The sequence below is a fragment of the Lonepinella koalarum genome, from assembly GCF_004565475.1.
Taxonomy (GTDB): domain Bacteria; phylum Pseudomonadota; class Gammaproteobacteria; order Enterobacterales; family Pasteurellaceae; genus Lonepinella; species Lonepinella koalarum.
Genome location: NZ_SRHX01000010.1, coordinates 40,850 through 65,844, shown reverse-complemented (window position 1 = coordinate 65,844; position 24,995 = coordinate 40,850). Strand labels below are relative to the sequence as shown.

General features: G+C 36.8%; 31 protein-coding genes. 5 read left to right on the top strand and 26 right to left on the bottom strand.

What is annotated here, in order from left to right:
* Window positions 1-184: 184 nt before the first annotated feature.
* The 23 genes from rplQ to yihU form a co-directional block, all read right to left on the bottom strand.
* The gene (gene rplQ, locus E0709_RS10870) at window positions 185-571 is read right to left on the bottom strand and encodes a 50S ribosomal protein L17 (protein WP_132302884.1); all 387 of its coding nucleotides are present in this window, start codon (window positions 569-571) and stop codon (window positions 185-187) included.
* Between the two features lie 40 nt (window positions 572-611).
* Window positions 612-1,601, bottom strand: a complete 990-nt coding sequence (locus tag E0709_RS10865; protein ID WP_132302883.1) for a DNA-directed RNA polymerase subunit alpha — start codon at window positions 1,599-1,601, stop codon at window positions 612-614.
* Window positions 1,602-1,632: 31 nt separating this feature from the next.
* Entirely contained in the window at window positions 1,633-2,253 is a 621-nt protein-coding gene (rpsD, locus tag E0709_RS10860) for a 30S ribosomal protein S4 (RefSeq protein WP_132302882.1), read from the bottom strand.
* Window positions 2,254-2,282: 29 nt separating this feature from the next.
* Complete coding sequence (gene rpsK / locus E0709_RS10855) at window positions 2,283-2,672, bottom strand: 30S ribosomal protein S11 (protein ID WP_132302881.1); 390 nt, start codon at window positions 2,670-2,672, stop codon at window positions 2,283-2,285.
* Window positions 2,673-2,688: 16 nt separating this feature from the next.
* Window positions 2,689-3,045: a 30S ribosomal protein S13 gene (gene rpsM / locus E0709_RS10850; RefSeq protein WP_132302880.1), complete on the bottom strand. Its 357-nt coding sequence runs from the start codon at window positions 3,043-3,045 to the stop codon at window positions 2,689-2,691.
* 141 nt (window positions 3,046-3,186) lie between these two features.
* Window positions 3,187-3,300 (bottom strand): 50S ribosomal protein L36, encoded by a 114-nt coding sequence (rpmJ, locus tag E0709_RS10845; protein ID WP_132302879.1) that lies wholly within the window; start codon window positions 3,298-3,300, stop codon window positions 3,187-3,189.
* A 30-nt stretch (window positions 3,301-3,330) separates the two neighbouring features.
* Complete coding sequence (secY, locus tag E0709_RS10840; RefSeq protein WP_132302878.1) at window positions 3,331-4,656, bottom strand: preprotein translocase subunit SecY; 1,326 nt, start codon at window positions 4,654-4,656, stop codon at window positions 3,331-3,333.
* Between the two features lie 7 nt (window positions 4,657-4,663).
* Window positions 4,664-5,098: a 50S ribosomal protein L15 gene (rplO, locus tag E0709_RS10835; protein WP_132302877.1), complete on the bottom strand. Its 435-nt coding sequence runs from the start codon at window positions 5,096-5,098 to the stop codon at window positions 4,664-4,666.
* Between the two features lie 4 nt (window positions 5,099-5,102).
* Window positions 5,103-5,282, bottom strand: a complete 180-nt coding sequence (gene rpmD, locus E0709_RS10830) for a 50S ribosomal protein L30 (protein WP_132302876.1) — start codon at window positions 5,280-5,282, stop codon at window positions 5,103-5,105.
* Window positions 5,283-5,288: 6 nt separating this feature from the next.
* Window positions 5,289-5,789: a 30S ribosomal protein S5 gene (rpsE, locus tag E0709_RS10825; RefSeq protein ID WP_132302875.1), complete on the bottom strand. Its 501-nt coding sequence runs from the start codon at window positions 5,787-5,789 to the stop codon at window positions 5,289-5,291.
* 14 nt (window positions 5,790-5,803) lie between these two features.
* Window positions 5,804-6,157 (bottom strand): 50S ribosomal protein L18, encoded by a 354-nt coding sequence (gene rplR / locus E0709_RS10820; protein ID WP_132302874.1) that lies wholly within the window; start codon window positions 6,155-6,157, stop codon window positions 5,804-5,806.
* Window positions 6,158-6,170: 13 nt separating this feature from the next.
* Window positions 6,171-6,704: a 50S ribosomal protein L6 gene (rplF, locus tag E0709_RS10815; RefSeq protein WP_132302873.1), complete on the bottom strand. Its 534-nt coding sequence runs from the start codon at window positions 6,702-6,704 to the stop codon at window positions 6,171-6,173.
* A 17-nt stretch (window positions 6,705-6,721) separates the two neighbouring features.
* Window positions 6,722-7,114 (bottom strand): 30S ribosomal protein S8, encoded by a 393-nt coding sequence (rpsH, locus tag E0709_RS10810; RefSeq protein WP_132302872.1) that lies wholly within the window; start codon window positions 7,112-7,114, stop codon window positions 6,722-6,724.
* Window positions 7,115-7,151: 37 nt separating this feature from the next.
* The gene (gene rpsN, locus E0709_RS10805; RefSeq protein ID WP_132302871.1) at window positions 7,152-7,457 is read right to left on the bottom strand and encodes a 30S ribosomal protein S14; all 306 of its coding nucleotides are present in this window, start codon (window positions 7,455-7,457) and stop codon (window positions 7,152-7,154) included.
* Window positions 7,458-7,469: 12 nt separating this feature from the next.
* The gene (gene rplE / locus E0709_RS10800; protein WP_132302870.1) at window positions 7,470-8,009 is read right to left on the bottom strand and encodes a 50S ribosomal protein L5; all 540 of its coding nucleotides are present in this window, start codon (window positions 8,007-8,009) and stop codon (window positions 7,470-7,472) included.
* Between the two features lie 17 nt (window positions 8,010-8,026).
* The gene (rplX, locus tag E0709_RS10795; RefSeq protein WP_132302869.1) at window positions 8,027-8,338 is read right to left on the bottom strand and encodes a 50S ribosomal protein L24; all 312 of its coding nucleotides are present in this window, start codon (window positions 8,336-8,338) and stop codon (window positions 8,027-8,029) included.
* Between the two features lie 13 nt (window positions 8,339-8,351).
* The gene (gene rplN, locus E0709_RS10790) at window positions 8,352-8,723 is read right to left on the bottom strand and encodes a 50S ribosomal protein L14 (protein WP_132302868.1); all 372 of its coding nucleotides are present in this window, start codon (window positions 8,721-8,723) and stop codon (window positions 8,352-8,354) included.
* Between the two features lie 239 nt (window positions 8,724-8,962).
* Entirely contained in the window at window positions 8,963-9,694 is a 732-nt protein-coding gene (locus E0709_RS10785; protein ID WP_132302867.1) for a sulfite exporter TauE/SafE family protein, read from the bottom strand.
* A gap of 6 nt (window positions 9,695-9,700) precedes the next feature.
* On the bottom strand, window positions 9,701-10,768 hold the full coding sequence (locus E0709_RS10780; protein WP_132302866.1) for an aldose epimerase family protein: 1,068 nt from the start codon (window positions 10,766-10,768) through the stop codon (window positions 9,701-9,703).
* Between the two features lie 83 nt (window positions 10,769-10,851).
* Window positions 10,852-12,096: an AGE family epimerase/isomerase gene (locus E0709_RS10775; protein WP_132302865.1), complete on the bottom strand. Its 1,245-nt coding sequence runs from the start codon at window positions 12,094-12,096 to the stop codon at window positions 10,852-10,854.
* 78 nt (window positions 12,097-12,174) lie between these two features.
* Window positions 12,175-14,190 (bottom strand): alpha-glucosidase, encoded by a 2,016-nt coding sequence (locus E0709_RS10770; protein ID WP_132302864.1) that lies wholly within the window; start codon window positions 14,188-14,190, stop codon window positions 12,175-12,177.
* Between the two features lie 54 nt (window positions 14,191-14,244).
* Window positions 14,245-15,120 carry an aldolase gene (locus tag E0709_RS10765; RefSeq protein WP_132302863.1) on the bottom strand — a complete coding sequence of 292 codons (876 nt, stop codon included), beginning with the start codon at window positions 15,118-15,120 and terminating at the stop codon, window positions 14,245-14,247.
* A gap of 10 nt (window positions 15,121-15,130) precedes the next feature.
* Entirely contained in the window at window positions 15,131-16,018 is an 888-nt protein-coding gene (yihU, locus tag E0709_RS10760) for a sulfolactaldehyde 3-reductase (RefSeq protein ID WP_132302862.1), read from the bottom strand.
* A 146-nt stretch (window positions 16,019-16,164) separates the two neighbouring features.
* Between yihU and E0709_RS10755 the strand changes: the two genes are divergently transcribed.
* The 5 genes from E0709_RS10755 (at window position 16,165) to E0709_RS10735 (ending at window position 21,302) form a co-directional block, all read left to right on the top strand.
* A complete protein-coding gene (locus E0709_RS10755; RefSeq protein WP_132302861.1) occupies window positions 16,165-17,073 on the top strand; it encodes a sugar kinase in 909 nt (302 codons plus the stop codon).
* Window positions 17,074-17,076: 3 nt separating this feature from the next.
* On the top strand, window positions 17,077-17,877 hold the full coding sequence (locus tag E0709_RS10750; RefSeq protein WP_207905264.1) for a DeoR/GlpR family DNA-binding transcription regulator: 801 nt from the start codon (window positions 17,077-17,079) through the stop codon (window positions 17,875-17,877).
* A gap of 492 nt (window positions 17,878-18,369) precedes the next feature.
* Window positions 18,370-18,882, top strand: a complete 513-nt coding sequence (locus E0709_RS10745) for a TRAP transporter small permease (RefSeq protein ID WP_207905263.1) — start codon at window positions 18,370-18,372, stop codon at window positions 18,880-18,882.
* A 14-nt stretch (window positions 18,883-18,896) separates the two neighbouring features.
* The gene (locus tag E0709_RS10740; protein WP_132302860.1) at window positions 18,897-20,186 is read left to right on the top strand and encodes a TRAP transporter large permease; all 1,290 of its coding nucleotides are present in this window, start codon (window positions 18,897-18,899) and stop codon (window positions 20,184-20,186) included.
* 66 nt (window positions 20,187-20,252) lie between these two features.
* Entirely contained in the window at window positions 20,253-21,302 is a 1,050-nt protein-coding gene (locus E0709_RS10735) for a TRAP transporter substrate-binding protein (protein ID WP_132302859.1), read from the top strand.
* Window positions 21,303-21,563: 261 nt separating this feature from the next.
* Here the strand turns inward: E0709_RS10735 and E0709_RS10730 are convergent, their stop codons facing one another.
* From E0709_RS10730 to E0709_RS10720, 3 genes are all read right to left on the bottom strand, one after another.
* The gene (locus tag E0709_RS10730) at window positions 21,564-22,394 is read right to left on the bottom strand and encodes a phosphoenolpyruvate hydrolase family protein (RefSeq protein WP_132302858.1); all 831 of its coding nucleotides are present in this window, start codon (window positions 22,392-22,394) and stop codon (window positions 21,564-21,566) included.
* 17 nt (window positions 22,395-22,411) lie between these two features.
* Window positions 22,412-23,635 (bottom strand): Tm-1-like ATP-binding domain-containing protein, encoded by a 1,224-nt coding sequence (locus tag E0709_RS10725; protein WP_132302857.1) that lies wholly within the window; start codon window positions 23,633-23,635, stop codon window positions 22,412-22,414.
* Between the two features lie 113 nt (window positions 23,636-23,748).
* Window positions 23,749-24,945 carry a phosphoenolpyruvate hydrolase family protein gene (locus E0709_RS10720; RefSeq protein ID WP_132302856.1) on the bottom strand — a complete coding sequence of 399 codons (1,197 nt, stop codon included), beginning with the start codon at window positions 24,943-24,945 and terminating at the stop codon, window positions 23,749-23,751.
* Window positions 24,946-24,995: the final 50 nt, after the last annotated feature.

The following is a 24,995-nucleotide window of genomic DNA, read 5'->3' as shown; positions in this document are numbered from 1 at the left end:
ATATTTTTTTGTAGTATTTTTTAAGCAAAATGGGCAATTTTTTTGTTCATAATTTTGAAAGTGGGTTAAAGCCTTGTACTATAAGGCTTTAACCTACTACTTAGCAACCATTTTGTCCATTATGCCTCTATCTTCACAAGAAAAAAGCTCACTAAAAAGTGAGCTTTTAATTATTAATTATAGATTATTCCGCAGTAGCTTCAGTGACTACTTCTGGGCGATCAACTAGCTCAATGTATGCCATTGGAGCATTATCACCGGCACGGAAACCACATTTTAAAATACGGGTGTAACCACCAGCACGTTGAGCAAAACGTGGACCTAATTCATTAAATAATTTTGCAACAGTTTCAATGCTGCGTGTACGAGCAAAAGCTAAACGGCGATTTGCTACGCTGTCTATTTTTGCTAATGTAATTAACGGTTCAACTACACGGCGTAATTCTTTTGCTTTTGGCACAGTTGTCTTAATGATCTCGTGACCAATTAAAGAACTTGCCATATTACGAAACATCGCTTGGCGATGGCTACTATTACGGTTTAGTTGACGACCACTCTTACGATGGCGCATGATCTTATCCTTCTCAGAAAAATCTTAACCTAATTGACCATTAATCTTCAGCAATACTTGCTGGTGGCCAATTTTCAAGGCGCATACCAAGTGATAGACCACGAGAAGCGAGGACATCCTTAATTTCAGTAAGAGATTTCTTACCCAGATTAGGTGTTTTTAATAACTCCACTTCAGTACGTTGGACTAAATCACCGATATAATGAATTGTTTCTGCTTTCAAACAGTTAGCAGAACGAACTGTCAACTCTAAGTCATCTACAGGACGGAGTAAAATCGGATCAAATTCCGGTTTTTCTTCCTTGACTTCTGGCTGACGAACATCTCGCAAATCAACGAATGCATCAAGCTGTTCCGCTAAAATTGTTGCAGCACGACGAATTGCTTCTTCTGGATCAATAGTGCCGTTTGTTTCTAACTCAATAACTAACTTATCTAAGTCAGTACGCTGTTCAACACGTGCTGCTTCTACATTGTAAGCAATACGATCAACAGGACTATAACAAGCATCTACTAACAGACGACCAATTGGACGTTCTTCATCCTGAGTATGTACACGAGCAGAAGCAGGAACATAACCTCTACCACGTTGTACACGAATACGCATATTAACAGATGCATTTTCATCAGTTAAATGACAAATTACATGATCAGGATTTACGATTTCTACATCACCATCATGGGTAATGTCAGCTGCAACAACAGGGCCAATTCCAGATTTGTTTAGTGTCAGAAATACATCATCTTTATTCTGAACTTTAACCGCTAGGCCTTTTAAGTTTAGAAGCACTTCAAGAATATCTTCTTGAACACCCTCTTTACTACTGTATTCATGCAATACGCCTTCAATTTCTACTTCAGTGACAGCACAACCTGGCATTGAAGATAAAAGAATACGACGCAATGCATTACCTAGAGTATGGCCAAAACCACGCTCTAACGGTTCTAAGATCACTTTAGCATGGGTTGGGCTAATTTGCTCAATATCAACTAAATGTGGCTTTAAAAATTCTGTAACAGAACCCTGCATTTTATCCTCTCTTTGCTTGTAAGCTTAACTATTATTTAGAGTAAAGCTCAACGATCAGATGTTCATTAATGTCTGCTGATAAATCAGAACGTTCAGGAACACGTTTGAACACACCTTCCATTTTTGCAGAATCAACTTCTAACCAAGTTGGTTTTTCTCTTTGTTCTGCTAATTCCAATGATGCTTTGATACGCGCTTGTTTTTTAGATTTCTCACGCACAGCAATCACATCATCAATGGAAACTTGGAAAGATGGGATATTGACAACACGACCGTTGACAACAATCGCTTTGTGGCTCACTAACTGGCGAGCTTCTGCACGAGTGGCAGCAAATCCCATACGATAAACAACGTTATCCAAGCGACCTTCTAATAGGACTAACAAGTTTTCACCCGTATTGCCTTTTAAGCGGTTCGCTTCTTTATAATAATTACGGAATTGACGTTCTAAAATACCGTAGATACGGCGAACTTTTTGTTTTTCACGTAACTGACTACCATAGTCAGATAAACGTGGTTTGCGAGCACCGTGTTGACCAGGTGCTGTATCAATTTTACATTTAGAATCGATAGCACGCACGCCTGATTTAAGAAATAAATCAGTGCCTTCACGACGGCTTAGCTTGAGTTTTGGACCCAAATATCTTGCCATTTTCTTTCTCCAATTATCCTAACGTCAAATTAAACACGACGTTTTTTCGGTGGACGACAACCGTTATGAGGAATCGGAGTCACATCGGTAATATTCGTGATTTTGAATCCTGCTGCATTTAATGCACGGATGGTTGATTCACGACCTGGACCCGGACCTTTAACCATAACTTCCAAGTTCTTTAAGCCAAATTCTTTGACAACTTCAGCACAACGCTCTGCTGCAACCTGTGCGGCGAACGGAGTGGATTTACGAGAACCACGGAAACCTGAACCACCTGCGGTTGCCCATGCAAGAGCATTACCTTGACGGTCAGTAATAGTCACGATTGTATTATTGAAAGAGGCGTGAATGTGAGCTACGCCATCTACAACTTGTTTTTTTACACGTTTACGTGCACGAACTGGTGTTTTAGCCATTAATCTTTACCCCGACTTATTTTTTGATCGGCTTACGTGGACCCTTACGGGTACGCGCATTCGTTTTAGTACGTTGACCACGTACCGGTAAGCCACGACGATGACGTAATCCACGATAACAACCAAGGTCTAATAGACGTTTGATGTTTAGTGTTACTTCACGGCGTAAGTCACCTTCAACGGTAAATTTACCAACTTCGTCACGCAGTTTATCAATCTGCTCTTCAGACAATTCTCTGATCTTAACGCTTTCAGCAATACCTGTAGCGGCACAAATAGCTTGCGCACGGGTTTTACCGATACCATAAATTGCGGTTAAAGCGATTACAGTATGTTTATGATCAGGAATGTTAATGCCTGCAATACGGGCCACTATGCACTCCTATTTTTTTAACTAATTTGATATATTGATCTTGAAAAGCCCGTTTCAGGATACTCAAACAATATACCAAGGACATAAATGAGCTGAGCAGTATACCTGCTCAACTGGTTCTTTGCAAGAAAAAATTATCAATTAACCTTGACGTTGTTTATGTTTCGGGTCGGTACATAATACACGCACCACACCTTCACGTCTTACAATTTTACAGTTACGACAAATTCTCTTTACGGAAGCACGAACTTTCATTGCTTATCCTTTCTTTATAAAATGGACAAATTATTGTCCAAAACCTTTAAGGTTTGCCTTTTTCAACGCAGATTCATATTTGGTTGACATTAAATGACTTTGAATCTGCACGATGAAATCCATAATTACCACTACAACGATGAGCAAAGATGTACCACCAAAATAGAATTGTACATTCCAAGCTGACATCATAATGTAAGGCACTAAACATACGAATACAATATAAAGACCTCCCACTAAAGTGAGACGAGTCATAATTTTATCAATATAACGTGATGTTTGTTCGCCTGGTCTAATTCCGGGGATGAATGCTCCAGATTTTTTCAAATTATCGGCTGTATCACGGGGATTAAATTGCATTGCAGCATAGAAAAAGCTAAAGAACATAATTGCTGCCGCATAAACAATCAAATAAATCGGCTGACCTGGTTGTAACATTAACGATAAATTCGTTAACCACTCCAAGCTAGAACCCTCTCCAAACCAAGACGTTATTGTTGCTGGAAACAAAATAATACTTGATGCAAAGATTGCGGGAATCACCCCTGCCATATTTACTTTTAACGGTAAATGAGATGAACCTCCACCTAATATTTGACGACCTTGCTGACGTTTAGCATATTCAACTTTAACTCGACGTTGTCCACGTTCAACAAAGACAACGAAATAGGTTACTGCAAACACAATTACGGCAATCAATAAAAGAACTAACGGATGCATTTGCCCTTGACGCGCCTGCTCAATAGTTTGACCAATTGCAGCTGGAAGACCCGCTACGATACCTGCAAAGATAATTAATGAAATACCGTTACCAATTCCACGTTCTGTAATTTGTTCGCCTAACCACATTAAGAACATCGTTCCTGTGACAAGACTAATTACCGCCGTAAAATAGAAACCAAAGCCTAAGTTAGGAACCAGACCCGGTAACATACTTGGTAAGCCGGTGGAAATACCAATCGCTTGTAATGTTGCAAGTCCTAACGTTGCATAACGTGTGTACTTACTCATTTTACGGCGACCAGACTCACCTTCTTTCTTTAATTCATTTAATGCAGGATAAACCGTGGCAAGCAACTGAATAATAATCGATGCCGAGATATACGGCATAATACCCAGAGCGAAAATTGACGCACGGCTTAATGCACCACCAGAGAACATATTAAACATTTCAATGATGGTGCCTTTTTGCTGTTCAATTAATTGAGCTAACACGGCTGCATCAATACCAGGAACCGGAATGAAAGAACCAATACGGAAAACGATGAGTGCACCTAATACAAAAAGCAATCTACTTTTAAGTTCACCCTTACCGCTTTGAGTACTTCTACTTTGATAACCTGGTTGCTTAGCCATCTATTAATTATTCCTCAATTGATCCACCAGCAGCTTCAATTGCTGCTTTCGCACCCTTAGTTACACGTAAACCGCGAACAGTTACTGCACCTTTAACTTCACCTGCTAAAATAATTTTAACAAATTGAATTTCTTTAGTGATTAAGTTCGCTGCCTTTAATGAATCTAAAGTGACAACATTACCTTCTACTTTGGTTAAATCATTCAAACGAATTTCAGCAGTTACCGCTGCTTTCATTGATGTGAAACCAAATTTTGGTAAACGACGATATAAAGGCATTTGACCGCCCTCGAAACCACGACGAACACCGCCGCCTGTACGAGATTTTTGACCTTTATGACCACGTCCACCGGTTTTGCCTAAACCTGAACCAATACCACGACCTAAACGCTTAGCACTGTGCTTCGCACCTTCAGCCGGAGATAGAGTATTTAAACGCATTCTCTTACTCCTCTACTTTAACCATATATGAAACTTGGTTAATCATACCACGCACGGATGGAGTATCTTCCAACTCAACAGTATGACGAATATGGCGAAGACCTAAACCTTTTAAGGTGGCTTTATGCTTCGGTAAACGAGCAATAGAGCTACGAGTTTGAGTTACTTTAATCGTTTTTGCCATAATCCATTACCCCAAGATTTCATCAACGGTTTTACCACGTTTAGCGGCAACCATTTCTGGTGATTTCATATTTGCAAGAGCATCAATTGTTGCTCTAACAACGTTAATTGGGTTTGTTGAACCGTATGCTTTAGAAAGAACGTTACGCACACCTGCCACTTCTAACACGGCACGCATTGCACCGCCTGCGATGATACCTGTACCTTCGCTAGCTGGTTGCATAAATACACGAGAACCCGTATGAACACCTTTCACTGGGTGTTGTAATGTACCTTCGTTTAAAGCGACGTTAATCATGTTACGACGTGCTTTTTCCATTGCTTTTTGGATCGCTGCGGGAACCTCGCGTGCTTTACCATAACCAAAACCGATACGACCGTTACCATCGCCTACTACGGTTAATGCAGTAAAGCTCATAATACGACCACCTTTTACAGTTTTTGATACACGGTTTACCGCGATTAGCTTCTCTTGCAGTTCACCAGCTTGTTTTTCGATGTTTGACATCTCAATTTCCTCTATTAGAACTGTAGACCAGCTTCACGAGCAGCGTCCGCTAAAGATTGGACACGACCATGATATTTAAAACCAGAACGATCGAAAGCAACGTCTTTCACGCCTTTCGCTAATGCACGCTCAGCAACAGCTTTACCCACTACTGCAGCAGCATCTTTGTTACCGGTATATTTTACTTGCTCACTAATTGCTTTTTCTACTGTTGAAGCAGCGGCAAGCACTTCTGAACCGTTTGGTGCAATCACTTGTGCATAAATATGACGTGGAGTACGGTGAACCACTAAACGAGTGACACCTTGCTCTTTCATCATATAACGAGCACGAGCTGCACGACGGACACGAGCTGATTTCTTATCCATAGTGTTACCTTAATTATTTTTTCTTCGCTTCTTTAGTACGTACAACTTCGTCTGCATAACGAACCCCTTTACCTTTATAAGGTTCAGGTTTACGATATGCACGAATATCTGCAGCCACTTGACCAATTAATTGTTTGTCAGCACCTTTCAGCACGATTTCGGTTTGAGATGGACATTCTGCAGTAATCCCTGCGGGTAAAGTGTGTTCTACTGGATGTGAAAAACCAAGGCTTAAGCCAACTACGTTGCCTTTTACTTGTGCTCTATAACCCACACCGACGAGTTGTAATTTTCTTGTGAAACCTTCGGTAACACCAATAACCATTGCATTAACCAACGCACGTGCAGTACCTGATTGTGCATTTGCACCAACACTAGCATCACGTGGTGCGAATGTTAATGCACCATTATCTTGTTTAACTTCGACTGAGTCATGAATAGTGCGAGTTAACTCACCATTCTTACCTTTCACTGTTAATAGCTGACCGTTAAGTTTAACCTCAACGCCGGCAGGAACAGTGACGGGAGCTTTTGCTACACGAGACATTTTTTCCTACCTCTTAATTAAGCCACATAACAGATGATTTCGCCGCCTAAGCCCGCTTGACGAGCCGCACGGTCAGTCATCACACCTTTAGATGTAGACACTACTGCAACACCTAAACCACCCATAACTTTTGGTAATTCGTCTTTACGTTTGTAAATACGAAGACCCGGACGGCTTACACGTTGGATACTTTCTACAACTGGTTTACCTTGGAAATATTTTAATGTAATTTCCAATTCAGGTTTTACACCTTCTAAAACTTTTACGCTTTCAACGTAACCTTCTTCCGCTAACACATTGGCAATAGCCACTTTTAGCTTGGATGAAGGCATACTGATCGCAACTTTGTTCGCAGCTTGACCGTTACGAATACGGGTCAACATATCTGCGATTGGATCTTGCATACTCATTGTGCTTTATTCTCCGATTCCAATATAAAGTGGTACATTACCAACTTGCTTTTTTAAGACCAGGGATCTCACCACGCATGGCTGCTTCACGGACCTTAATACGGCTCAAACCAAACTTACTTAATACGCCGTGAGGACGACCAGTTTGGCGACAACGGTTACGTTGGCGACTTGGGCTTGAATCACGCGGTAAAGTTTGTAACTTTAACACCGCACTCCAACGATCTTCATCAGAAGAATTGACGTCAGAAATGATTTTTTTCAATTCTACACGTTGAGCGTAGAACTTCTCAGCCAATTTAACGCGTTTTACATCGCGTGCTTTCATTGATTGTTTAGCCATTGATAACCTGCCTTATTTACGGAATGGGAAATTAAAGGCAGCAAGTAGTGCTTGGCCTTCTTCATCATTCTTCGCTGTTGTGGTAATAGTGATATCTAAACCACGAACACGATCAACTTTATCATAGTCGATTTCAGGGAAGATGATTTGCTCACGCACACCCATACTGTAATTACCACGACCATCAAATGATTTCGCACTTAAACCGCGGAAGTCACGAATACGTGGAACAGCAATTGTAATTAAACGTTCAAAGAACTCCCACATACGTTCACCACGTAGTGTTACTTTACAACCGATTGGATATCCCTGACGGATTTTAAAGCCAGCAACAGATTTGCGTGCTTTTGTTACTAAAGGTTTTTGACCGCTAATCGCTGCTAAATCCGCTACGGCGTTATCTAGCAATTTTTTATCGGTCAATGCTTCACCCACACCCATATTCAGGGTAATCTTTTCGATTCGTGGGACTTGCATGACAGATGCGTAGTTGAATTTATTTTTCAATTCATTCACTACTTGATCTCTGTAGTAATCATGCAGTTTCGCCATCGCATTACTCCAGTTTGTTAAATAATTTCATTATTAGATTTGAAGAAACGGACTTTTTTGCCCTCTTCGAATCTAAAACCTACACGGTCAGCTTTGTTTGTTGTTGGGTTGAAAATTGCCACATTTGATGTATCAATTGGGGCTTCTTTCTTCACTAAACCACCTTCTTTGCCTAAAGCAGGGACAGGTTTTTCATGTTTAGTAATGATTTTAATACCTTCAACAATCACTTTTCCGTTTGGTAACACTTGGGTTACCTTGCCACGTTTGCCTTTATCTTTACCGGCAAGAACGATGACTTCATCATTTTGACGAATTTTTGCAGCCATTTCTCACTCTCCCTTACAGTACTTCTGGTGCTAAAGAAATGATCTTCATAAACTTCTCAGAGCGAAGTTCACGCGTCACAGGTCCAAAAATACGGGTACCGATAGGTTGCTCCGTGTTATTATTTAAAATGACACAAGCGTTACCATCGAAACGAATGACTGATCCGTCTGGGCGACGAACACCCTTTCTAGTGCGCACAACTACTGCTTTTAATACATCACCTTTTTTTACTTTACCACGAGGAATTGCTTCTTTCACAGTAATTTTAATGATGTCACCAATAGCAGCATAACGACGGTGCGATCCACCTAGAACCTTGATACACATTACGCTACGAGCGCCTGAGTTATCAGCAACGTCTAGCATAGTCTGTGTCTGGATCATATTAGTGCTCCGTTTAAGTTAAAAACACCCTTGCGGGACGAACCTACTTACCTTAGGATAAGTAGGTCGGTGAGTTTATCAAAAAGGCAAGGTAAAAGCAACTGGATTTTCAAGGAAATATTAACTATCAGAAACGTTGTGGAAATAAGACATACTTTGCTTTAAATGATAATTTAAATAACAAAAAGTGCGGTGGAAAAATCAGTATTCCTAATGTAGGCTAGGACATGTAGTATATTTTATAAGCTCTTAGTTATTAATACAAAACCAATGATTATCAATAACGAATAAATCACTCTATGATAGTTAATATTATACTTATGCAATAGTTGATAGCTAAACATACCTAAAAGCATACCAATAATAAATGCTGGAATAGCTTTAATAACATAAGAAAACACATCATCAGTGAGTAATCCTTTATACCAAAAGCCAATAATTGCACCTATCATCTGTAACATAAAGAAAAACACTAAAGTAGATTTTGTTTGATCATGAGTCCATGGTAACATTGATGTATATGCGATAACTGGTGGACCTGGTTCCCCTACACTCGCACCTAAAGCACCAGAGAAAAATCCAATACCAGCACTAGCCACTGGTGATGTTGATTTAAATAAAGATGTTTTTGAGCGGAAAGAATATATGCCTGAAATAATTAATATTAGCCCCATTATAATTAAAATTATTTCTGATGGAAGATGCTTTAATAAACTCGCACCAATAAATGAACCGGGTAAAGAACCTATAAATAAAATTAAAGCCGTCTTATATTGTATATGAGATCGCATTTTCCATACTATTGGAAAGGTTACTAACCAACCCAGAATGCCTGCCAAAGGTACCGCTAATTTTACATCTATAAACAATGATAGTAATGGCACTGAAACTAAAGCTAATCCAAATCCTGTAAGCCCTTGAGTAAAACTACCTAATCCAATAACCATTGATATCATTAAAATAATTTCCATTTTATATTATCCCTGATTATCTTTTACACTGAACTGATAAATTGTTTTTTGTTTGTATATTTGATCTGGTTCGAGTAGTGTGTTGGGAAAATGACGATGATTAGGACTATCAGGGAAATGTTGCGTTTCTAAACAAATTGCTGCAAAAGATTCATATTTGTATTGGTTTTTACCCATCCAGCACTTATTTGATAACTTAGCGGCATTATATACTTGAATGGCTGGCTGAGTAGTGATGACCGTTAGAAATCGCCCACTTTCAGGATCATAAAGTTCAGCCGCTTTATGATACTCATCATAGGCAACTTCGCCATTTAAGATAAAATTATGATCTAGGGTTTTATCTTTCAATTTATCCATATTATCCCCAATCTTGATTGCCTTTCTAAAATCTAAACCGGTGTGTTTAACGGATAAGATTTCTCCTGTAGGGATCATATTCTGAGCAACAGGGGTATAATAATCGCTAAAAATTTTCAAATAATGATGACAAATGTAACCTTGATCATGGCCTGATAAATTATAATAGCTATGATTAGTTAAGTTAATAATTGTTGTTTGATCTGTGGTGGCAGTAAAATAAAAATGTAGCTGATTTTGTTCATCTAAACCTATGCTATGAGTTATATTTAAATTACCTGGGTAGCCTGATTCGCCATTTGGCGAGAGACGATAAAAATGAATCATGATTAGCGTTTCATTTTTCTCTATACTGTAATTCCAAATATATTTATCAAATCCGACACTTCCGCCATGGATATGTTGCGAAGTCGATAATTCATTCTTTTCAAGTTGGTATATTTGGTCTTTTATTTTAAATAAACCATGATTAATACGATTAGCATACCTTCCGACCACAGCACCAAAAAAAGGGTGTCCCTGTAAATATTCATTTAAGGTATCAAAACCTAAGACAATGTCTTTAAAGTGACCCTGACAATCTTGAGTCTCAATAGATGTAACAATGCAACCATAATTGGTTATTTTAACTAACATCCCATTTTGGTTAGATAAATGAATTAAATCAACTCGCTCCCCATTGACCTGACCAAAAGTCTCAATTTTTATATTCATCACTGTATATCTCAACATTTCTATCTAAAATAAAAAAGCATTCCTCTTTTTACCGTCGTTTCAATTAGAATGCCTATATTTTCTTATTTTACATTTTTATCTAATAATCCTGCTGCAAGTGCTGGTGCTAAGCCTGGTGTTAAAGGCAAGCGCGGAATTAATAAACAGTGCATTAAATGATAAATATCTTGTTTACCGTCCCATACTTTATTGGATACTTTATTGTTAGCGTCTAATTCTTGCCACCAAGATCCTGTTTCATAATCCATCAAATAACAACGACTGTAATCCCAAAAACGTTGATAATATTCCTCGTATTGCGATTCTCCTGTTGTCGTATATAAAGCATAAGCTGTGCCGATTGCTTCAACGATAACCCAGCGGATTCTTTCCCGAACAACCGGTTTACCATTCCAATCCACGGTATAAACAAAACCTTCAGCACCGTCCACCGACCATGCGTCTCTTATTCCAGCGGCAAATAAATTTTTAGCATCCTCCAATAACCACTCTGGTGCATGTTCTCCGATGGATATTAAGGTGGCTCTAAGGTGACAAATTAGCCTGCCCCATTCAACCCAATGTCCTGGCGTACCACCATAAGCTCGGAAATGGCTGGCAGGATTTTCTTTATTATAATCTGGTAATGGTTGCCAATGAGAATCAAAATGTTCATTTACACGATAGTGATTATTTCTCGCCACATCATGGATAATGACAGACGTAATTCTGAGTGCCCTATCTAACCATTTTTTATCTTTTGTTATATCATACACAATAAGAAAAGCTTCCACTGCGTGCATATTGGCATTGCCACCGCGGTAGTCTTCTGTCTGGCTAAATGTTTCATCCCAAGACTCAAGACACATTTGTTCTTTTTCACTCCAGAAATATTTTTCAATAATGTCTATCGCCTTATCAAGTAATTTTTTTGCCTTAGGGTGCCCTGTTGCCGTTGCACTCGCAGCACCTAATAAGACAAAAAAATGTTGATACCCTTGTTTTGTTCTATCAATCACCCCCGTATCATCCACATTGGCATACCAACCACCATAAATAGGGTCATGTAAAGCGCCATTTAATAATGAATTGATGCCATGTTCTACTAATTTATATGCCCCAGGTCTTCCCATTAACGTCGCTAATGAATACACATGCAGCATTCTTGCCGTAATCCAAAGTTGCGTTCCCATCTCCTTACGTATATTACCGTTGTTTCCAATCCAACCAAAACCTGTGGGGACTACAGATTTATAGCCGAACTCAAAAATACGATCAGTTTCATTTTCTAACCAATGATTATGCGTTCTTGTGTTTATCCATTTCATAATGTTCACCTACTATTTAATTTATAAAACTCTCAAAGTTTAATTGAACTTTAACAAAACAAAATTCAATCAATTTAGTTATGAAATATCAGCAATAGCTGCAAACAAATCTGTCCACTGACTATTTTTTCGATAAAACAATGGCGGTTTGCCTATGGGGGCTGGAACCGTAATTGTTTGTCCACCTTGAATTTCTTGAGCCGTCCAAACACTTATCCACGTTTCCCCTGATGGTAAATAAACCCGCCATTCTGTTACCCCTTGTTTATGCACTGGTGCCACCAGAAGCTCAGCACCATACATATATTGATCCTGAATATCATAAGTATTGATATCCTGTTCAAAATGCACAAATAAGGGTCTTTGAACAGGATAGCCCTTGGTATAGGCTTCATCGACTAAGGATTTTAAGTAAGGAACTAAATGACAATAAATTTTAGTCATTCTGGCTAAATGGGCGATGGTACTACTATCTTGGTCAAACTGGAAGTTTTCATCTGGGCGATTTCCTTCATGGGTTCGCATCATTGGGGTAAATGCCGCCATATCAACCCAGCGTTCAAAAACTTCTTTTGTTCTCCGATGACCAAATAAACTAGTATAGCCGCCAATATCACTGTGATGATAGGCATTGCCCAATAATCCAGATGATAAAGCACCACAAATAACCGTATTTAATCCATCATGACGTGAAAAATCGACACATTGATCACCTGCCCATAACATCGGACAATACTGTTGAGAACCTGTAAAACCTGCTCGCATAAAGAATAAGATTTCGCCTGTCAACGCCCTTTCTTCAACGGCTTCAGCATTAACCCTAGCCCAAAGTGGCGGCCAAGCATTGTGCATAATTTTGGCATCCATCCCATTTGCTAAGTAAAGATCATCTGTTGGTAGGTATTCACCAAAATCAGCCATCCAGCCAGATACACCAAGATCAAGCATATTCTTTTGAATAATTTCCTGTTTAAACCATTCCCTTGTTTTTGGATTGGTGAAATCCAGTACACCACAATAAAATTCACCAAAATCCACTAACGCCACTTCTTTTTGCGCATTTAAGGCAAATAATCCTTTTTCTTTCGCTATGGGAAAAAGTTCACCATCATCGCATAAATAAGGACTGACATAAGCCAAGAAACGAATATTTTGTTGTTTTAATTGCTTGATCTTTTTAGCTAAGTTGGGATAACGCTTAGGGTTCCATTTCCAATCCCAAAACAAGCGTTTACCAAAACTTGTTTGTCTAACGCCAGCCCAGTCTTCACACCAAATTCCTGCCACTGGAACACCTTTAGCTCGGGCATTGTCTAATCGAGAAAATGAATTTTTTTCCCCACCTTTTAACCCTAGTATCACGCCATTATAAATCCACTCGGGTAATTTAGGTTGTCTGCCAAAACGCAAGCTCAATTTCTCAACGATGGTTAAAAAAGTATCGCCAGTATATATTTCTATCGATTTAGGTATTTCCCAACTGTGTAATTCATGATAATCCGTATGACGGAAATCAAATTCAGAATAAGCCGTACTATTGATATGGCAAGCATAATGTTGAGAAGAAATAAAGGTTGGCTGTGGATAATTGGTATGATAATAATCACCACCTGCTTTATGATATTTATCTGACAAGAACGTTATTTCCGTGGTTTTATCTCGACCAACACCCGGTTCAGATGTCCATAAGGGAAAATGTCTTCCTTTCATATTGAAATATGACATCTGCTCCCCACCGCCCCAAACTTTCTCATTTTCATCTGCCACAAGTCTCAACCAAAATCGATTAAGTGATGGGTTCATTGACTGAATAGTTAAAATAAGATCCCGATCAGAACGGGGAGAAATCTGTATTTTTAATTGAAAAGGTGTTTTCTCATCATAAGAGAGATAAATAGTATTCTCTTTGATTGTGCTATATTTGAGTGGTAATCTTTCAATTATCCTATCTTCTATTTGAAAATTACCACGATAACTGGCTATTTTCTCTTCTCCAATACCCACAAAAAAAGCAGGATGTTGCGTGGTATGGCACAATATACTTTTTTGCTTATAGAATAATTCAAATCCATTTTCAATTTGATTTAGTTTCATATAACATCTCACAAGAAAGAATGAATAAGTAACTGTTTATAAAATATTTATTGCTTATCTTGTAGCCATCATCTCATCAACTATACGACCAAGATGTTGTAAACGAGGCGCGGAAATATCTTTAAGCATTAATTCGGTATCAGGTAAGCCAATCACCGAAGACCAAACCGCTCTCCCTGCCAAAAATCCTGATGCACCTGCTTGCATAGCAATTCGTACTGAACGACAAAACAAATTAGGATCCACTCCAGAAGAAAGAATCACCCACGGCATATTAATTTGATCATTCAACGCTTTCGTTGCCTTTAATAGCGTTGAAGCCTCGCCTTGACCAAACAACGGCATCTCACCTTTATATAAGTCAGCGCCGCAATCACCTAATTCCTTGGCTGCACAAAGAATGGCTTTTTCTCGATCAAATTTATCTCCTGTGCGTGGGGGTCTCACAACAGGTTCAATAATGCTGACTAACCCAGCCGAACGACAACTTTTAATAAAATCATTAACCATCTCAAGACGTTGATCCGCCTCTTCATCCTCTCGCCATAAAACTAATAATTTAAGGGCTTTACCACCATTTGCCCTCACTTCATAGGGATCAATGTCTTTATCTAATTCAACTTGATCAACTGGAATACCATTACCCGGAATAAATTTATCCATCGCCACAATCATCGATGAGACTGGCGATATTGCTTTTTGGGCGACAATTTGTTGATAACAGAATTGATTGTCAACTAACACTGCCGAAGCATAAGGTGACAGGATTTGCGCCGCTTTCACTTTAAAATCGGTTAATACCTGATCGGCAATAGGCTGTTTTACACCAGCAGAAGCAAACATATTTCTCATCGCTTCTCGTTGATCCACCGCTAGCATAGCAAAGCCACCAGACGCTCTTGCAATATCTTTAATTGTGTAACTTAACATAATTTTTTCCTTAATCATCTTTTAATCCTGAACAATTACGCAAATGTTCTAAAATAGCCGTCCAATCTTGTTTTCCTCTTCCTGTAGCTCTCGCTTGACTATAAATCTCTCTAGAAGCGGCTCCCATAAACAAAGGAACATTCAATTGATTAGCCACATCTAACGCTAAACTGAGATCTTTATGGGCTAAATCAATCATAAAGGAAGGCGTTAAATCTCCTTTTAATACTTTATTCGGCCAAGTTGTGGTGAAATGTCCTTTATTAGCAGGCGTCCCCTCCATTACTTCCAATGCCTTTTCTAATGGTAAATTCAAAGATTCACACAACACTGTGGCTTCAGCAGAGAGTGCATTTAATGCTATACTCATAAAATTGTTAATTAATTTCACTCGAATACCATTACCTGGTCCCCCAGTATTAACAATTTTATTCCCCATGCATAGTAAAATAGGAGATGCTTTTTCTATTTGTTCTTTTGTTCCCCCTGCTAGAATGAGTAATGTCCCCGAAATAGCGTGATCAGAAGTTCTTCCTACAGGAACATCCATAAATTCTATATTTTCAGATCGTAGCCTGTTACGTATATCGTCACTTTCTAAAGGATGAATTGTTGACATATCAATAACAATAGAATTTCTATTAATAGATTCTATAGCACCATTATTACCAAAAATAACGTCATTAACTAACTTTCCATTTGGTAGCATTGTAATTATAAACTCACACCCTAAAACAGCATCTTTAGGTGATGTTGCTACATAAGCACCCAGAGCATTAAGCTTCTCAGAGGCTGTAGGATTTATATCATAAACTCTCAAATGATGCCCTTTATGGAGTAAATTAGTTGCCATCGGGGTCCCCATTTGCCCTAATCCTATAAAAGCTATATGTGCCATATCATTTCCTTTTTGATCATTTTTGTCTTTTTTTTATCATATTTGTATTTTTTATTTAAGTAAAGTGATCTAGATCACATTTTTAAAATTTTTTTTAGTGTAGAATTCATTTTAACAACTAAATATCAAACAGAATTGGAGGTAACATGAAAATTGCTTGTGTAGGAATCGCTGTACAAGATAGAATCTACTATATTGAAAAGATGTTTTCCCAGAGTGGTAAATATGTATCCCATCATTACAAAGAAGTCGGTGGTGGACCTGCTGCTACCGCTGCCGTCACTATCGCCAAATTAGGCGGAAAAGTGGATTTTATAGGTAGAGTGGGGGATGATTTTACGGGAAAGTCACTCCTGTCTGAGTTAGAAACCTATGGTGTGAATACTAAAACAACAAAAATATACAAAAATGCAAAATCATCACAATCCGCTATTTTTGTTGATAATATGGGGGAAAGATTAATATGTAACTACCCAAGCCCTGACTTATTAGAAAACACAAAATGGTTAAATTCTATAGATTTTTCACAATATAATATCATTTTATGTGATGTTCGCTGGCATAAAGGAACATTGTATTGCTTAAAAAAAGCTCAAGAGCTAAATATAACGACTGTATTAGATGCAGATATAACACCACAAAGTATCATTTCTCTTGTAAAACTTGCTGATTTTGCTGTATTTTCTGAACCTGGTTTATTAAAGATGTCAAAATATAAAAATATTGATACTGCACTAGATTATGCAAATAATATTTGTAAAGGCAATGTGTACGTCACTCTTGGTGAAAAAGGCTGTAACTGGCTTGAAAATAATCAAATCAAACATCATAATGGTTTTAAGGTCCAAGTTATTGATACGACAGGAGCTGGAGATGTATTTCATGGTGCATTTGCTTTTGCATTAGCTAATGGATATTCTAGTGATAAACTAGTAGAATTCGCTAGCGCTGTAGCAGCGTTAAAATGTGAAGCACCAGGTGGGAGAGAGGGTATTCCTAATTTAGAACAAGTGAATATTTTTCTGGAATCAAAAAATAACAATTTACTAAAGTGAAATATGACGATTAATACTATTAAATACACCGAGTTAACTGGCAACCCCAGACACGATAAATTAATTTCTTTAGTGCAATCTAATGGTTATATAAGTAATGAAGAATTAGCTCACACTCTGGGTGTTACAACACAAACAATTAGACGAGACATAAAAACACTTAGTCAAAATGGTTTTATTTCCCGCCATCATGGTGGAGCTGGTAGAGTATCTAGCATTACGAATACAGAATTTTCAATACGGGAAACGATACATACTGAAGAAAAAACGTTGATCGCAAATGAAATATCAAATTACATTTTAGATGGCTCTACGTTATTTATCACGATTGGTACCACTGTAGAATTTATAGCAAGAGCGCTAGAATCGAAAAATAATCTACGTATTATTACGAACAGTTTAAGAGTGGCTAACCTATTATATATAAACAAAAATTTTGAAGTAATCACGGTGGGTGGAATGTTGCGCTCTCATAACGGTGGTATTATTGGTCCGAATGTTGTTTCTTTTATTAATCACTTTAGAGCTGACTATCTGATTACGAGTCTTGGCGCAATTGCAAACGATGGCACTTTGCTTGACTTCGATATAAACGAGGTGGCTGTTGTGAAAGCGATGTTACATAATTCTAAGAAAGTTTTAATCGCCGCAGACCACTCCAAATTCCATACATCTGCCGCCGTTGAAATAGACACACTGAGAAACAACATGGTATTATTTACTGATGAAAAACCGCCAACAGAAATAATGCGAATAATAAGAGAAAAAAAAGTAGAACTTCATACTGTAAAAAAACATATTTAAGATTAAATCAATAAATTTTTACCAAATATTACCCAATATATAAACCTTATAACTGTATTGGAAATATCCGCATTATTTTATACCATATATCATCAATGTCTTTCATTTTGTACTGAAAGTGATGGTAAAATACCTTGTATTATCAAGAACAATTTGGTTTATTGTTCCTTTGTAGTTTGATGGCATCAAGAACTACCATTTTGCTAATCATGCAAGAAATAAGGCTGATAAACGTTTCGAATGGGAATATTACAGTTTATTTAAACAAGCGATGTAAGATCTGCAAGATTTTGTGATCTTTTATCCCCCCATACATCTTTCCTCCATCCTTTCTCCAAATCGCCTCTAAAAAACGCATAAAACCGAAAAAAAAAGAAAAAAAAATTACACAAATTTGTTTTTTTGTGATCTCCATCACTTTTTTTTATCAAAATTAATGGTAATATGCCTAACATCAAAATCTCGTTTAACGACCTAAACAAGGAGATGTCAATGATATTAAAGAACATAGAAAACATACTTGCAAAAGTAAACGAACCTATTGCAAACACGGGAAAAAGAATAGCTGGATTACTATTGATAATGATGACATCTATCGTTTTACTACAAGTTTTCTACCGTTATTTATTGGGTTCCCCCTTAACCTGGACGGATGAGTTATCAAGTTATTTGATGATTTATATGACATATTTATGTTTACCTTTAATCTATTTAACAGATCAAAACATAGCGATGACTTTTTTGGTAGAGAAAATTAAAGGTAAAAGAATATCTCACTTGGTAATGTTTTTTGTTCATATTTTTGCATTATTAACTATAGTAGTATGGATTTATTTTGGTTGGGTTTTCTTTCTTAAAGGAAACGTAATGGCTAATAGTCTTCCTTTCAAAATGTATTACATTTATCTAGTTCCACCATTACTATTTTGTATAACCCTATTACAAGTAATGCAAAAAATCATTTCTGAATTAAATAACTTCATAAATTATCAAAAAATTAATTAAAGAGGGCGTTGGTTATGGTATCTCCAGTTTTTATTTTATATTTTTTAATATTTTTGTTAATCGGTGTACCTGTTTTGTTTGCCTTAGGATTATCCCCCATAATCGCATTATTTCAAGATGAAAAAGTATTGTTTATAAACATGCTTTATCAAAGATTATATTCAGGGTTAGATAGTTTCTTACTCCTAGCATTGCCATTTTTTATGCTAGCTGGTGAATTTATGGTAAATGGTGGTATAACAAATCGTATTATTACTTTCTCTCAAACAATGGTTCAGCACTTAAAGGGTGGATTGGGACATGTTGTTATATTAGCATCTACTTTATTTGGCGCCTTAACAGGATCATCGGTTGCAGCAACGTCTGCGATTGGAAAAATGTTAATTCCTGAAATGGAACGTTATAAATATGACAGAACTTATGCTGCCGCTTTAACTGCAGCCGCGACGGTTCTAGGAACAATTATTCCACCTAGTGGAATAATGTTGATCTATGCTTTTGTAATGAATACATCTGTTGCAGCTATGTTTATGGGTGGAGTAGTGCCAGGAATCATCCTTTGTATTGGATTAATGCTAGTAAATAGATACCAAATTAGAAAATACCCACAAGTTCAACAATTTGCACGAGCTTCTAGTGTGGAAAGACGTGCCGGATTTAAAATGGCAATATTACCATTACTTACCCCTGTAATTATCCTTGGGGGAATTTATGGTGGAATATTTACTCCGACAGAAGCCGCTGCTGTGGCCGTATTCTATGCATTAATTTTATCTGTTTTCATTATGAAAAACTTAAAGCTAAAAGATGTTTATCCGATGTTTGTTAGAGTAAGTGTAAATGCAGCCGCTATACTGATCATTGTTGCCGCGGCAAGTGGATTTGCTTCTGCGGTAAGTTTATCCGGAATTGCAAACCATGTGACATCTTTCTTGTATTCAATCACTGATAATAAATATCTTTTATTCTTTATCGTTAATATCTTTTTATTTATCGTTGGTATGTTTTTAGACGCGGGTCCTGCCATATTAATTTTTGCGCCAATTTTAGCCCCTATTATGACGAATGTAGGAATCGATCCTGTTCACTTTGGTGTGGTTATGGTTTCTAATTTATCTATAGGTTTAGCAACGCCTCCAATGGGGTTGGTATTGTTTGTCGCATCAGGTGTATCTGGCGTGCCATTGCAGAAAATATCAAAAGCAATTCTACCGTTCTTATTTATTGAATTTTTAATTATTTTCTTAATATCATTCTTTCCTATTTTTGTTACTGGTTTACCACAACTTTTAGGATTAATGTAATATCAAATAAAAAATATTATCCATTTCCATTAATTAATAATTTTTATCAATCGCGAGGACATTATTATGAAAATTAAAAAATCAATTTTAATCAGTACATTTTTATTAACTATCGGAGCAGCTCAGGCAGCACAATATAAATTGACTGTTCCTATTGTGACAAATTTAGACAGTTATAATTATCAATCATTATTAGTTTTTAAAAATATAGCTGAATCTCATTCAAATGGTGAGATTTCTGTTGAAATTTATCCTAGCGGACAACTTTGTGGTAATGCCAAAGAATGTTTGGCGGGTGTTCAGTCAGGAATGTTTGATTATTTTCAAACGACAGTTCCTGAGTTAGCTAATTACTGGCAATCTATAGAAAGCTTCGATTTGCCCTATTTATTACCGAATGATCGTGTTGCGGAATGTGTGTATGATAATCAAGATTTTATCGCCGAAGTTCGAGAAGGAATATTAGGAAAAACGCAAAATCTACGTTTAATGATGATTTCAAACTCGGGAGGATGGCGTAATTTTGCTACAACCAAAAAAGTAATTCAAAAACCAGAAGATCTAAAAGGTCTTAAATTAAGAACGGTTCCAGCTGCAATACAACAGGAATTAGTAAAAACATTAGGTGGCGCACCAACTCCTATTGCTTGGCCCGAAGTTTATACTGCTCTATCAACAGGGATGGTAGATGGTACCAAAAATGGTATTGTAGACATTGTTCAGATGAAATTTCATGAAAGCCTTAAACATATAACATTAGATGGACATGCTTATATGGGAGGAGCTTGGTTAATGAATAATGACAAATTTAATTCATTACCAGATAATCTGAAAAAAGTGATCCTAGACGCTGTTATTGCACAAAATCAATATTTAAGATCCTATCCTAAGTGGCAAGAATTTAATGCTTATGAAGAATTCAAAAAAGCTGGTGGAAAGATATACAATCCAACAACAGAAGAAAAAGAAGCCTTTAAAAAGGCTACGATGCCAATACGAGATAATTATCTAAATAAAGCAAATGAAGATGGTAAAAAATGGTTAACCAAGTTTGAACAACAAATTCATTTTTGTGAGACTAAAATAAGCAAAGAAGATCAGGAGGCTCTCAAATAAGAAAAGTACTTTTGAACGGATCGGAAAAATTAGACATCTATTTCAAGGTCTAACAACGGTGGATGTTATATCGAACTCAGTCCTTTTAATTTTAAAGCAAAGATAGTGAGTTTTTGCTATTTTTCTTTTTTGGCATAATAGATAAAATAGTTTAATAGGTAAAATCAAAAACCACGTTTGTTTAAAAACTTACGTGGTTTTAGTTTAATGAAATTAACCTACTAACGAATTGATATTTAGCTTTATCGCTAATTCAATACTTTATTTTTTAATCGCTTTGAAAGCCGCAGTTTGAGTTGTCATTCCACGCTCAGATGCTAAACGCTCAATTGATGATGCGCCAAAGAAACCGTCAATTTCAGGGACTTTTTTAATTACATATTCCGCATCTTCTGGATCTGCAATAGGTCCGCCATGGCAAATTACAAGAATTTCCGGATTTACTTTTCTGCCTGCACTAATAATTTCTCGGATAATTTCACAACAATCATCAAGGGTTAATGCAGTTTCCGCACCAATTGAACCTTTTGTTGTTAAGCCTAAATGTGCAACCAAAATATCTGCCCCTGCTTCTGCCATTGCTGCCGCTTGTTCTGCGTCAAAAACGTAAGGACAAGTGAGCATATCTAATTTATGAGCTTCACGGATCATTTCCACTTCTAAACCATAGCCCATACCCGTTTCTTCTAAATTAGCACGAAATTTACCGTCAATTAAACCGACCGTAGGAAAGTTTTGAACGCCATTGAAGCCTTGCTCTTTTAATTGTTTTAAAAATAAATCCATAACACGGAATGGATCTGTCCCACAAACCCCGGCAAGCACAGGCGTATCTTTTACAATAGGGAGGACTTCTGCACCCATTTCTTGTACAATTTTATTAGCATCGCCATATGCTAAAAGACCAGATAACGAACCACGTCCAGCCATTCTAAAACGACCAGAGTTATAAATAATCAGCATATCTGCACCACCTTTTTCACTACACTTAGCAGTAATACCAGTGCCCGCACCTACACCAACAAGAATTTTACCATTAGCAACTTCATTTCTGAATTTTGCCATAATTTCTGTACGAGTCATTCTATTCATAGTGGAATCTCCTAGATTTAATTTGATGAGTTTATTAATTCAATAAGTTTTTGTGCTGCAGTTTCAGCAAAAACTTGATCATTGATGTGATTATTCATTTCAACGACTTCAACAACCGATGGATTTACGCCATTCTTCAAGGTATCAAATAAAGCTTTTCGTTCATTAATCCCTTCAAAAATTTGGTTTTCGGCATCAATAGATGAAAGACCTTGTAGTGGTAACATTAAAATAGTTTTGCGTGATGACATATTTAATTTTTCAACTAATTTGTTACCCACTTGGATAATTTCTTGTTCAGTGGTTCGCATTAAAGTAACCGTTGGATTATGGCGGTAAAATAGGCGATCTTTGAAACAATTCGGTATAGTATCAAAAGGTCCAAAATTAACCATATCCAACGCTCCAACAGACATCACTTGTGGAACGCCATGTTTAGCTGCCGCTTCACAACGATTTGGTCCGGCATTTAATACACCACCGACAATCTCATCACACCATTCTGTTGTAGTTAAATCTAATACACCTTTAAAAAAACCAGTACTAATTAAGCTATCCATGGTTCTCCCACCTGTGCCAGTAGCGTGAAAGACTAAAACTTCATAACCACGTTGTTCAAGATAATTTTTAGCATAATTGATACAAGGTGTGGTCACACCAAACATGGTTGCAGCAATAAGCGGTTTACTCTGTTCTAAATCGCCTTTTAATTGATCTTTAAGTCCTACCATTCCTGCAATAGTTAAGATAGCATTTCTAAAAATAGTTTTAGAAATTTGATTAAGTCCTGCAACATCTACAATTGAAGGGATCATAACAATATCACTAGCTCCTACATATTGTGCAACATTACCCGATGCCATAGTTGAAACCATTACCTTAGGTACCCCAATAGGTAAGGCTCGCATCGCTGGTGTTACTAACGATGTACCACCCGATCCACCAAAAGAGATAATACCATCAAACTCACCTGCTGCATAAAGTTTAGGCACAAGAATTTCCATACCTTTAGACAATATCTCGGTAGCAAATGCTCGATCTTTTTTTCTTACAATATCTGCAATATCAGAACCTGCGTGCTGTGCAATATCCTTATTAGTTATATCCACTTCAAAATCAGGCTCAAATACCCCTGTATGGATCATAAAAGGTTTAAACCCTAATTGTTCCACTAGACTTTTAACATACAAAAATTCTGTACCTTTTGTATCAAAAGTTCCTGCGATTGCGATAGTTTTCATAGAGCAACTCTCCTTTGGCTGAAAGCTAATTTACTTAAAAGAAAAGGGATAAAATCTTTTATTGATGTTAAGATTTTATCCCTCTTATATAAAAATAAAATGTGTTTATATTTTTAATTATTGTGTTTATATTCTCTCTTTCTATATTGAATTGCGGTTATTCCTGTTTTCTTTTTAAACATCTTGGAAAATTGAATATCGTCCACATATCCCACAGCTTGAGCAATTTCCTTACAAGATATATTAGTCGATTTTAATAATTCTTTTGCTTTATTTATTCGATAACTGACTAAATAATCAATAAAAGATATACCCGTATCTTTCTTAAATTTAATACTTAAATACGATGGTGAAATATATAATAATAACGCCAACTCAGATAAATGAATATTTTTCATATAATGCTGCTCTATATATTTTTTAACCTCTTCCGTATGATTACGCTGTTTATGTTTATTGAGTTGTTGAATTAAGAGAGCATTTTGTTGTTCATCTACATAACTTTTAAAAATTTTCGTCATATTATAAATATCTTTTTCCATTGGTATGCGTTCAAAAATAGAACCTCCAATATACCCTTGACAACTAGTATTTTGATAAATATATTGCATATCCATAGGAGTATTTACTGTTCCTGAATAAATCATTCTTAATATATTTTCATTCTCTTGCTGGCAAATATTAAAGATACGTTCTGTTATTCGTTTAGCGTCATTAAGAGAAATAAACTTTTTAGCACCAAGTTCTCCCCCCTTAGTCAAACCTAAATGAACACAAATAACATCAGCTCCTGCCTGTAACATCTGCTGAGCTTGTTGTTCTGTACACACAAAAGCAATAGTAAATAAATCCAAAGAATGAGCGAGTTTTATTGCTTCAACTTCTTTTTGAAATGAATGCCCTTCTTTTGCTAAAACTTGACCAAATTTTCCATCAATTAATGCCATTGTAGGAAAATTGATAATACCTGAAAAACCATTTTGTTTAATTAATTGTAGATATTTATTAAGACGAATCGTAGGATCTGTGGCAAATAAACCGAATAAGACTGGAGTTTGTTGAATAATAGGTAATAACTCCCTTGTACCTAACTCCATGACAATTTCATTATTATTACTATAACATAAATAACTGGCATAAGAACCTCTTCCCATCATACGATATTTACCGGCACTAAGCGCCAATAAAAAATCGGCTCCGCCCTGAGTAGTATATTTAGCCGTTATTCCTGAACCTACTGCAGCACCAATAATATGTTCATTAATTTTGATTTTAGCTTGTAAAAAACGTAGGATATATTCTCTGTCCATGATTTTCTCTAACTGCTTAAACTAAATAAAAAGCCCTTTTACTTTAACAA

Excerpts from the sequence above, each read along its gene's own strand:
- rplQ (WP_132302884.1), bottom strand. The coding sequence starts at position 571 with ATGCGCCATCGTAAGAGTGGTCGTCAACTAAACCGTAATAGTAGCCAT.
- E0709_RS10865 (WP_132302883.1), bottom strand. The coding sequence starts at position 1,601 with ATGCAGGGTTCTGTTACAGAATTTTTAAAGCCACATTTAGTTGATATT.
- rpsD (WP_132302882.1), bottom strand. The coding sequence starts at position 2,253 with ATGGCAAGATATTTGGGTCCAAAACTCAAGCTAAGCCGTCGTGAAGGC.
- rpsK (WP_132302881.1), bottom strand. The coding sequence starts at position 2,672 with ATGGCTAAAACACCAGTTCGTGCACGTAAACGTGTAAAAAAACAAGTT.
- rpmJ (WP_132302879.1), bottom strand. The coding sequence starts at position 3,300 with ATGAAAGTTCGTGCTTCCGTAAAGAGAATTTGTCGTAACTGTAAAATT.
- secY (WP_132302878.1), bottom strand. The coding sequence starts at position 4,656 with ATGGCTAAGCAACCAGGTTATCAAAGTAGAAGTACTCAAAGCGGTAAG.
- rplO (WP_132302877.1), bottom strand. The coding sequence starts at position 5,098 with ATGCGTTTAAATACTCTATCTCCGGCTGAAGGTGCGAAGCACAGTGCT.
- rpmD (WP_132302876.1), bottom strand. The coding sequence starts at position 5,282 with ATGGCAAAAACGATTAAAGTAACTCAAACTCGTAGCTCTATTGCTCGT.
- rpsE (WP_132302875.1), bottom strand. The coding sequence starts at position 5,789 with ATGTCAAACATCGAAAAACAAGCTGGTGAACTGCAAGAGAAGCTAATC.
- rplR (WP_132302874.1), bottom strand. The coding sequence starts at position 6,157 with ATGGATAAGAAATCAGCTCGTGTCCGTCGTGCAGCTCGTGCTCGTTAT.
- rplF (WP_132302873.1), bottom strand. The coding sequence starts at position 6,704 with ATGTCTCGTGTAGCAAAAGCTCCCGTCACTGTTCCTGCCGGCGTTGAG.
- rpsH (WP_132302872.1), bottom strand. The coding sequence starts at position 7,114 with ATGAGTATGCAAGATCCAATCGCAGATATGTTGACCCGTATTCGTAAC.
- rpsN (WP_132302871.1), bottom strand. The coding sequence starts at position 7,457 with ATGGCTAAACAATCAATGAAAGCACGCGATGTAAAACGCGTTAAATTG.
- rplE (WP_132302870.1), bottom strand. The coding sequence starts at position 8,009 with ATGGCGAAACTGCATGATTACTACAGAGATCAAGTAGTGAATGAATTG.
- rplX (WP_132302869.1), bottom strand. The coding sequence starts at position 8,338 with ATGGCTGCAAAAATTCGTCAAAATGATGAAGTCATCGTTCTTGCCGGT.
- rplN (WP_132302868.1), bottom strand. The coding sequence starts at position 8,723 with ATGATCCAGACACAGACTATGCTAGACGTTGCTGATAACTCAGGCGCT.
- E0709_RS10785 (WP_132302867.1), bottom strand. The coding sequence starts at position 9,694 with ATGGAAATTATTTTAATGATATCAATGGTTATTGGATTAGGTAGTTTT.
- E0709_RS10780 (WP_132302866.1), bottom strand. The coding sequence starts at position 10,768 with ATGAATATAAAAATTGAGACTTTTGGTCAGGTCAATGGGGAGCGAGTT.
- E0709_RS10775 (WP_132302865.1), bottom strand. The coding sequence starts at position 12,096 with ATGAAATGGATAAACACAAGAACGCATAATCATTGGTTAGAAAATGAA.
- E0709_RS10770 (WP_132302864.1), bottom strand. The coding sequence starts at position 14,190 with ATGAAACTAAATCAAATTGAAAATGGATTTGAATTATTCTATAAGCAA.
- E0709_RS10765 (WP_132302863.1), bottom strand. The coding sequence starts at position 15,120 with ATGTTAAGTTACACAATTAAAGATATTGCAAGAGCGTCTGGTGGCTTT.
- yihU (WP_132302862.1), bottom strand. The coding sequence starts at position 16,018 with ATGGCACATATAGCTTTTATAGGATTAGGGCAAATGGGGACCCCGATG.
- E0709_RS10755 (WP_132302861.1), top strand. The coding sequence starts at position 16,165 with ATGAAAATTGCTTGTGTAGGAATCGCTGTACAAGATAGAATCTACTAT.
- E0709_RS10750 (WP_207905264.1), top strand. The coding sequence starts at position 17,077 with ATGACGATTAATACTATTAAATACACCGAGTTAACTGGCAACCCCAGA.
- E0709_RS10745 (WP_207905263.1), top strand. The coding sequence starts at position 18,370 with ATGATATTAAAGAACATAGAAAACATACTTGCAAAAGTAAACGAACCT.
- E0709_RS10740 (WP_132302860.1), top strand. The coding sequence starts at position 18,897 with ATGGTATCTCCAGTTTTTATTTTATATTTTTTAATATTTTTGTTAATC.
- E0709_RS10735 (WP_132302859.1), top strand. The coding sequence starts at position 20,253 with ATGAAAATTAAAAAATCAATTTTAATCAGTACATTTTTATTAACTATC.
- E0709_RS10730 (WP_132302858.1), bottom strand. The coding sequence starts at position 22,394 with ATGAATAGAATGACTCGTACAGAAATTATGGCAAAATTCAGAAATGAA.
- E0709_RS10725 (WP_132302857.1), bottom strand. The coding sequence starts at position 23,635 with ATGAAAACTATCGCAATCGCAGGAACTTTTGATACAAAAGGTACAGAA.
- E0709_RS10720 (WP_132302856.1), bottom strand. The coding sequence starts at position 24,945 with ATGGACAGAGAATATATCCTACGTTTTTTACAAGCTAAAATCAAAATT.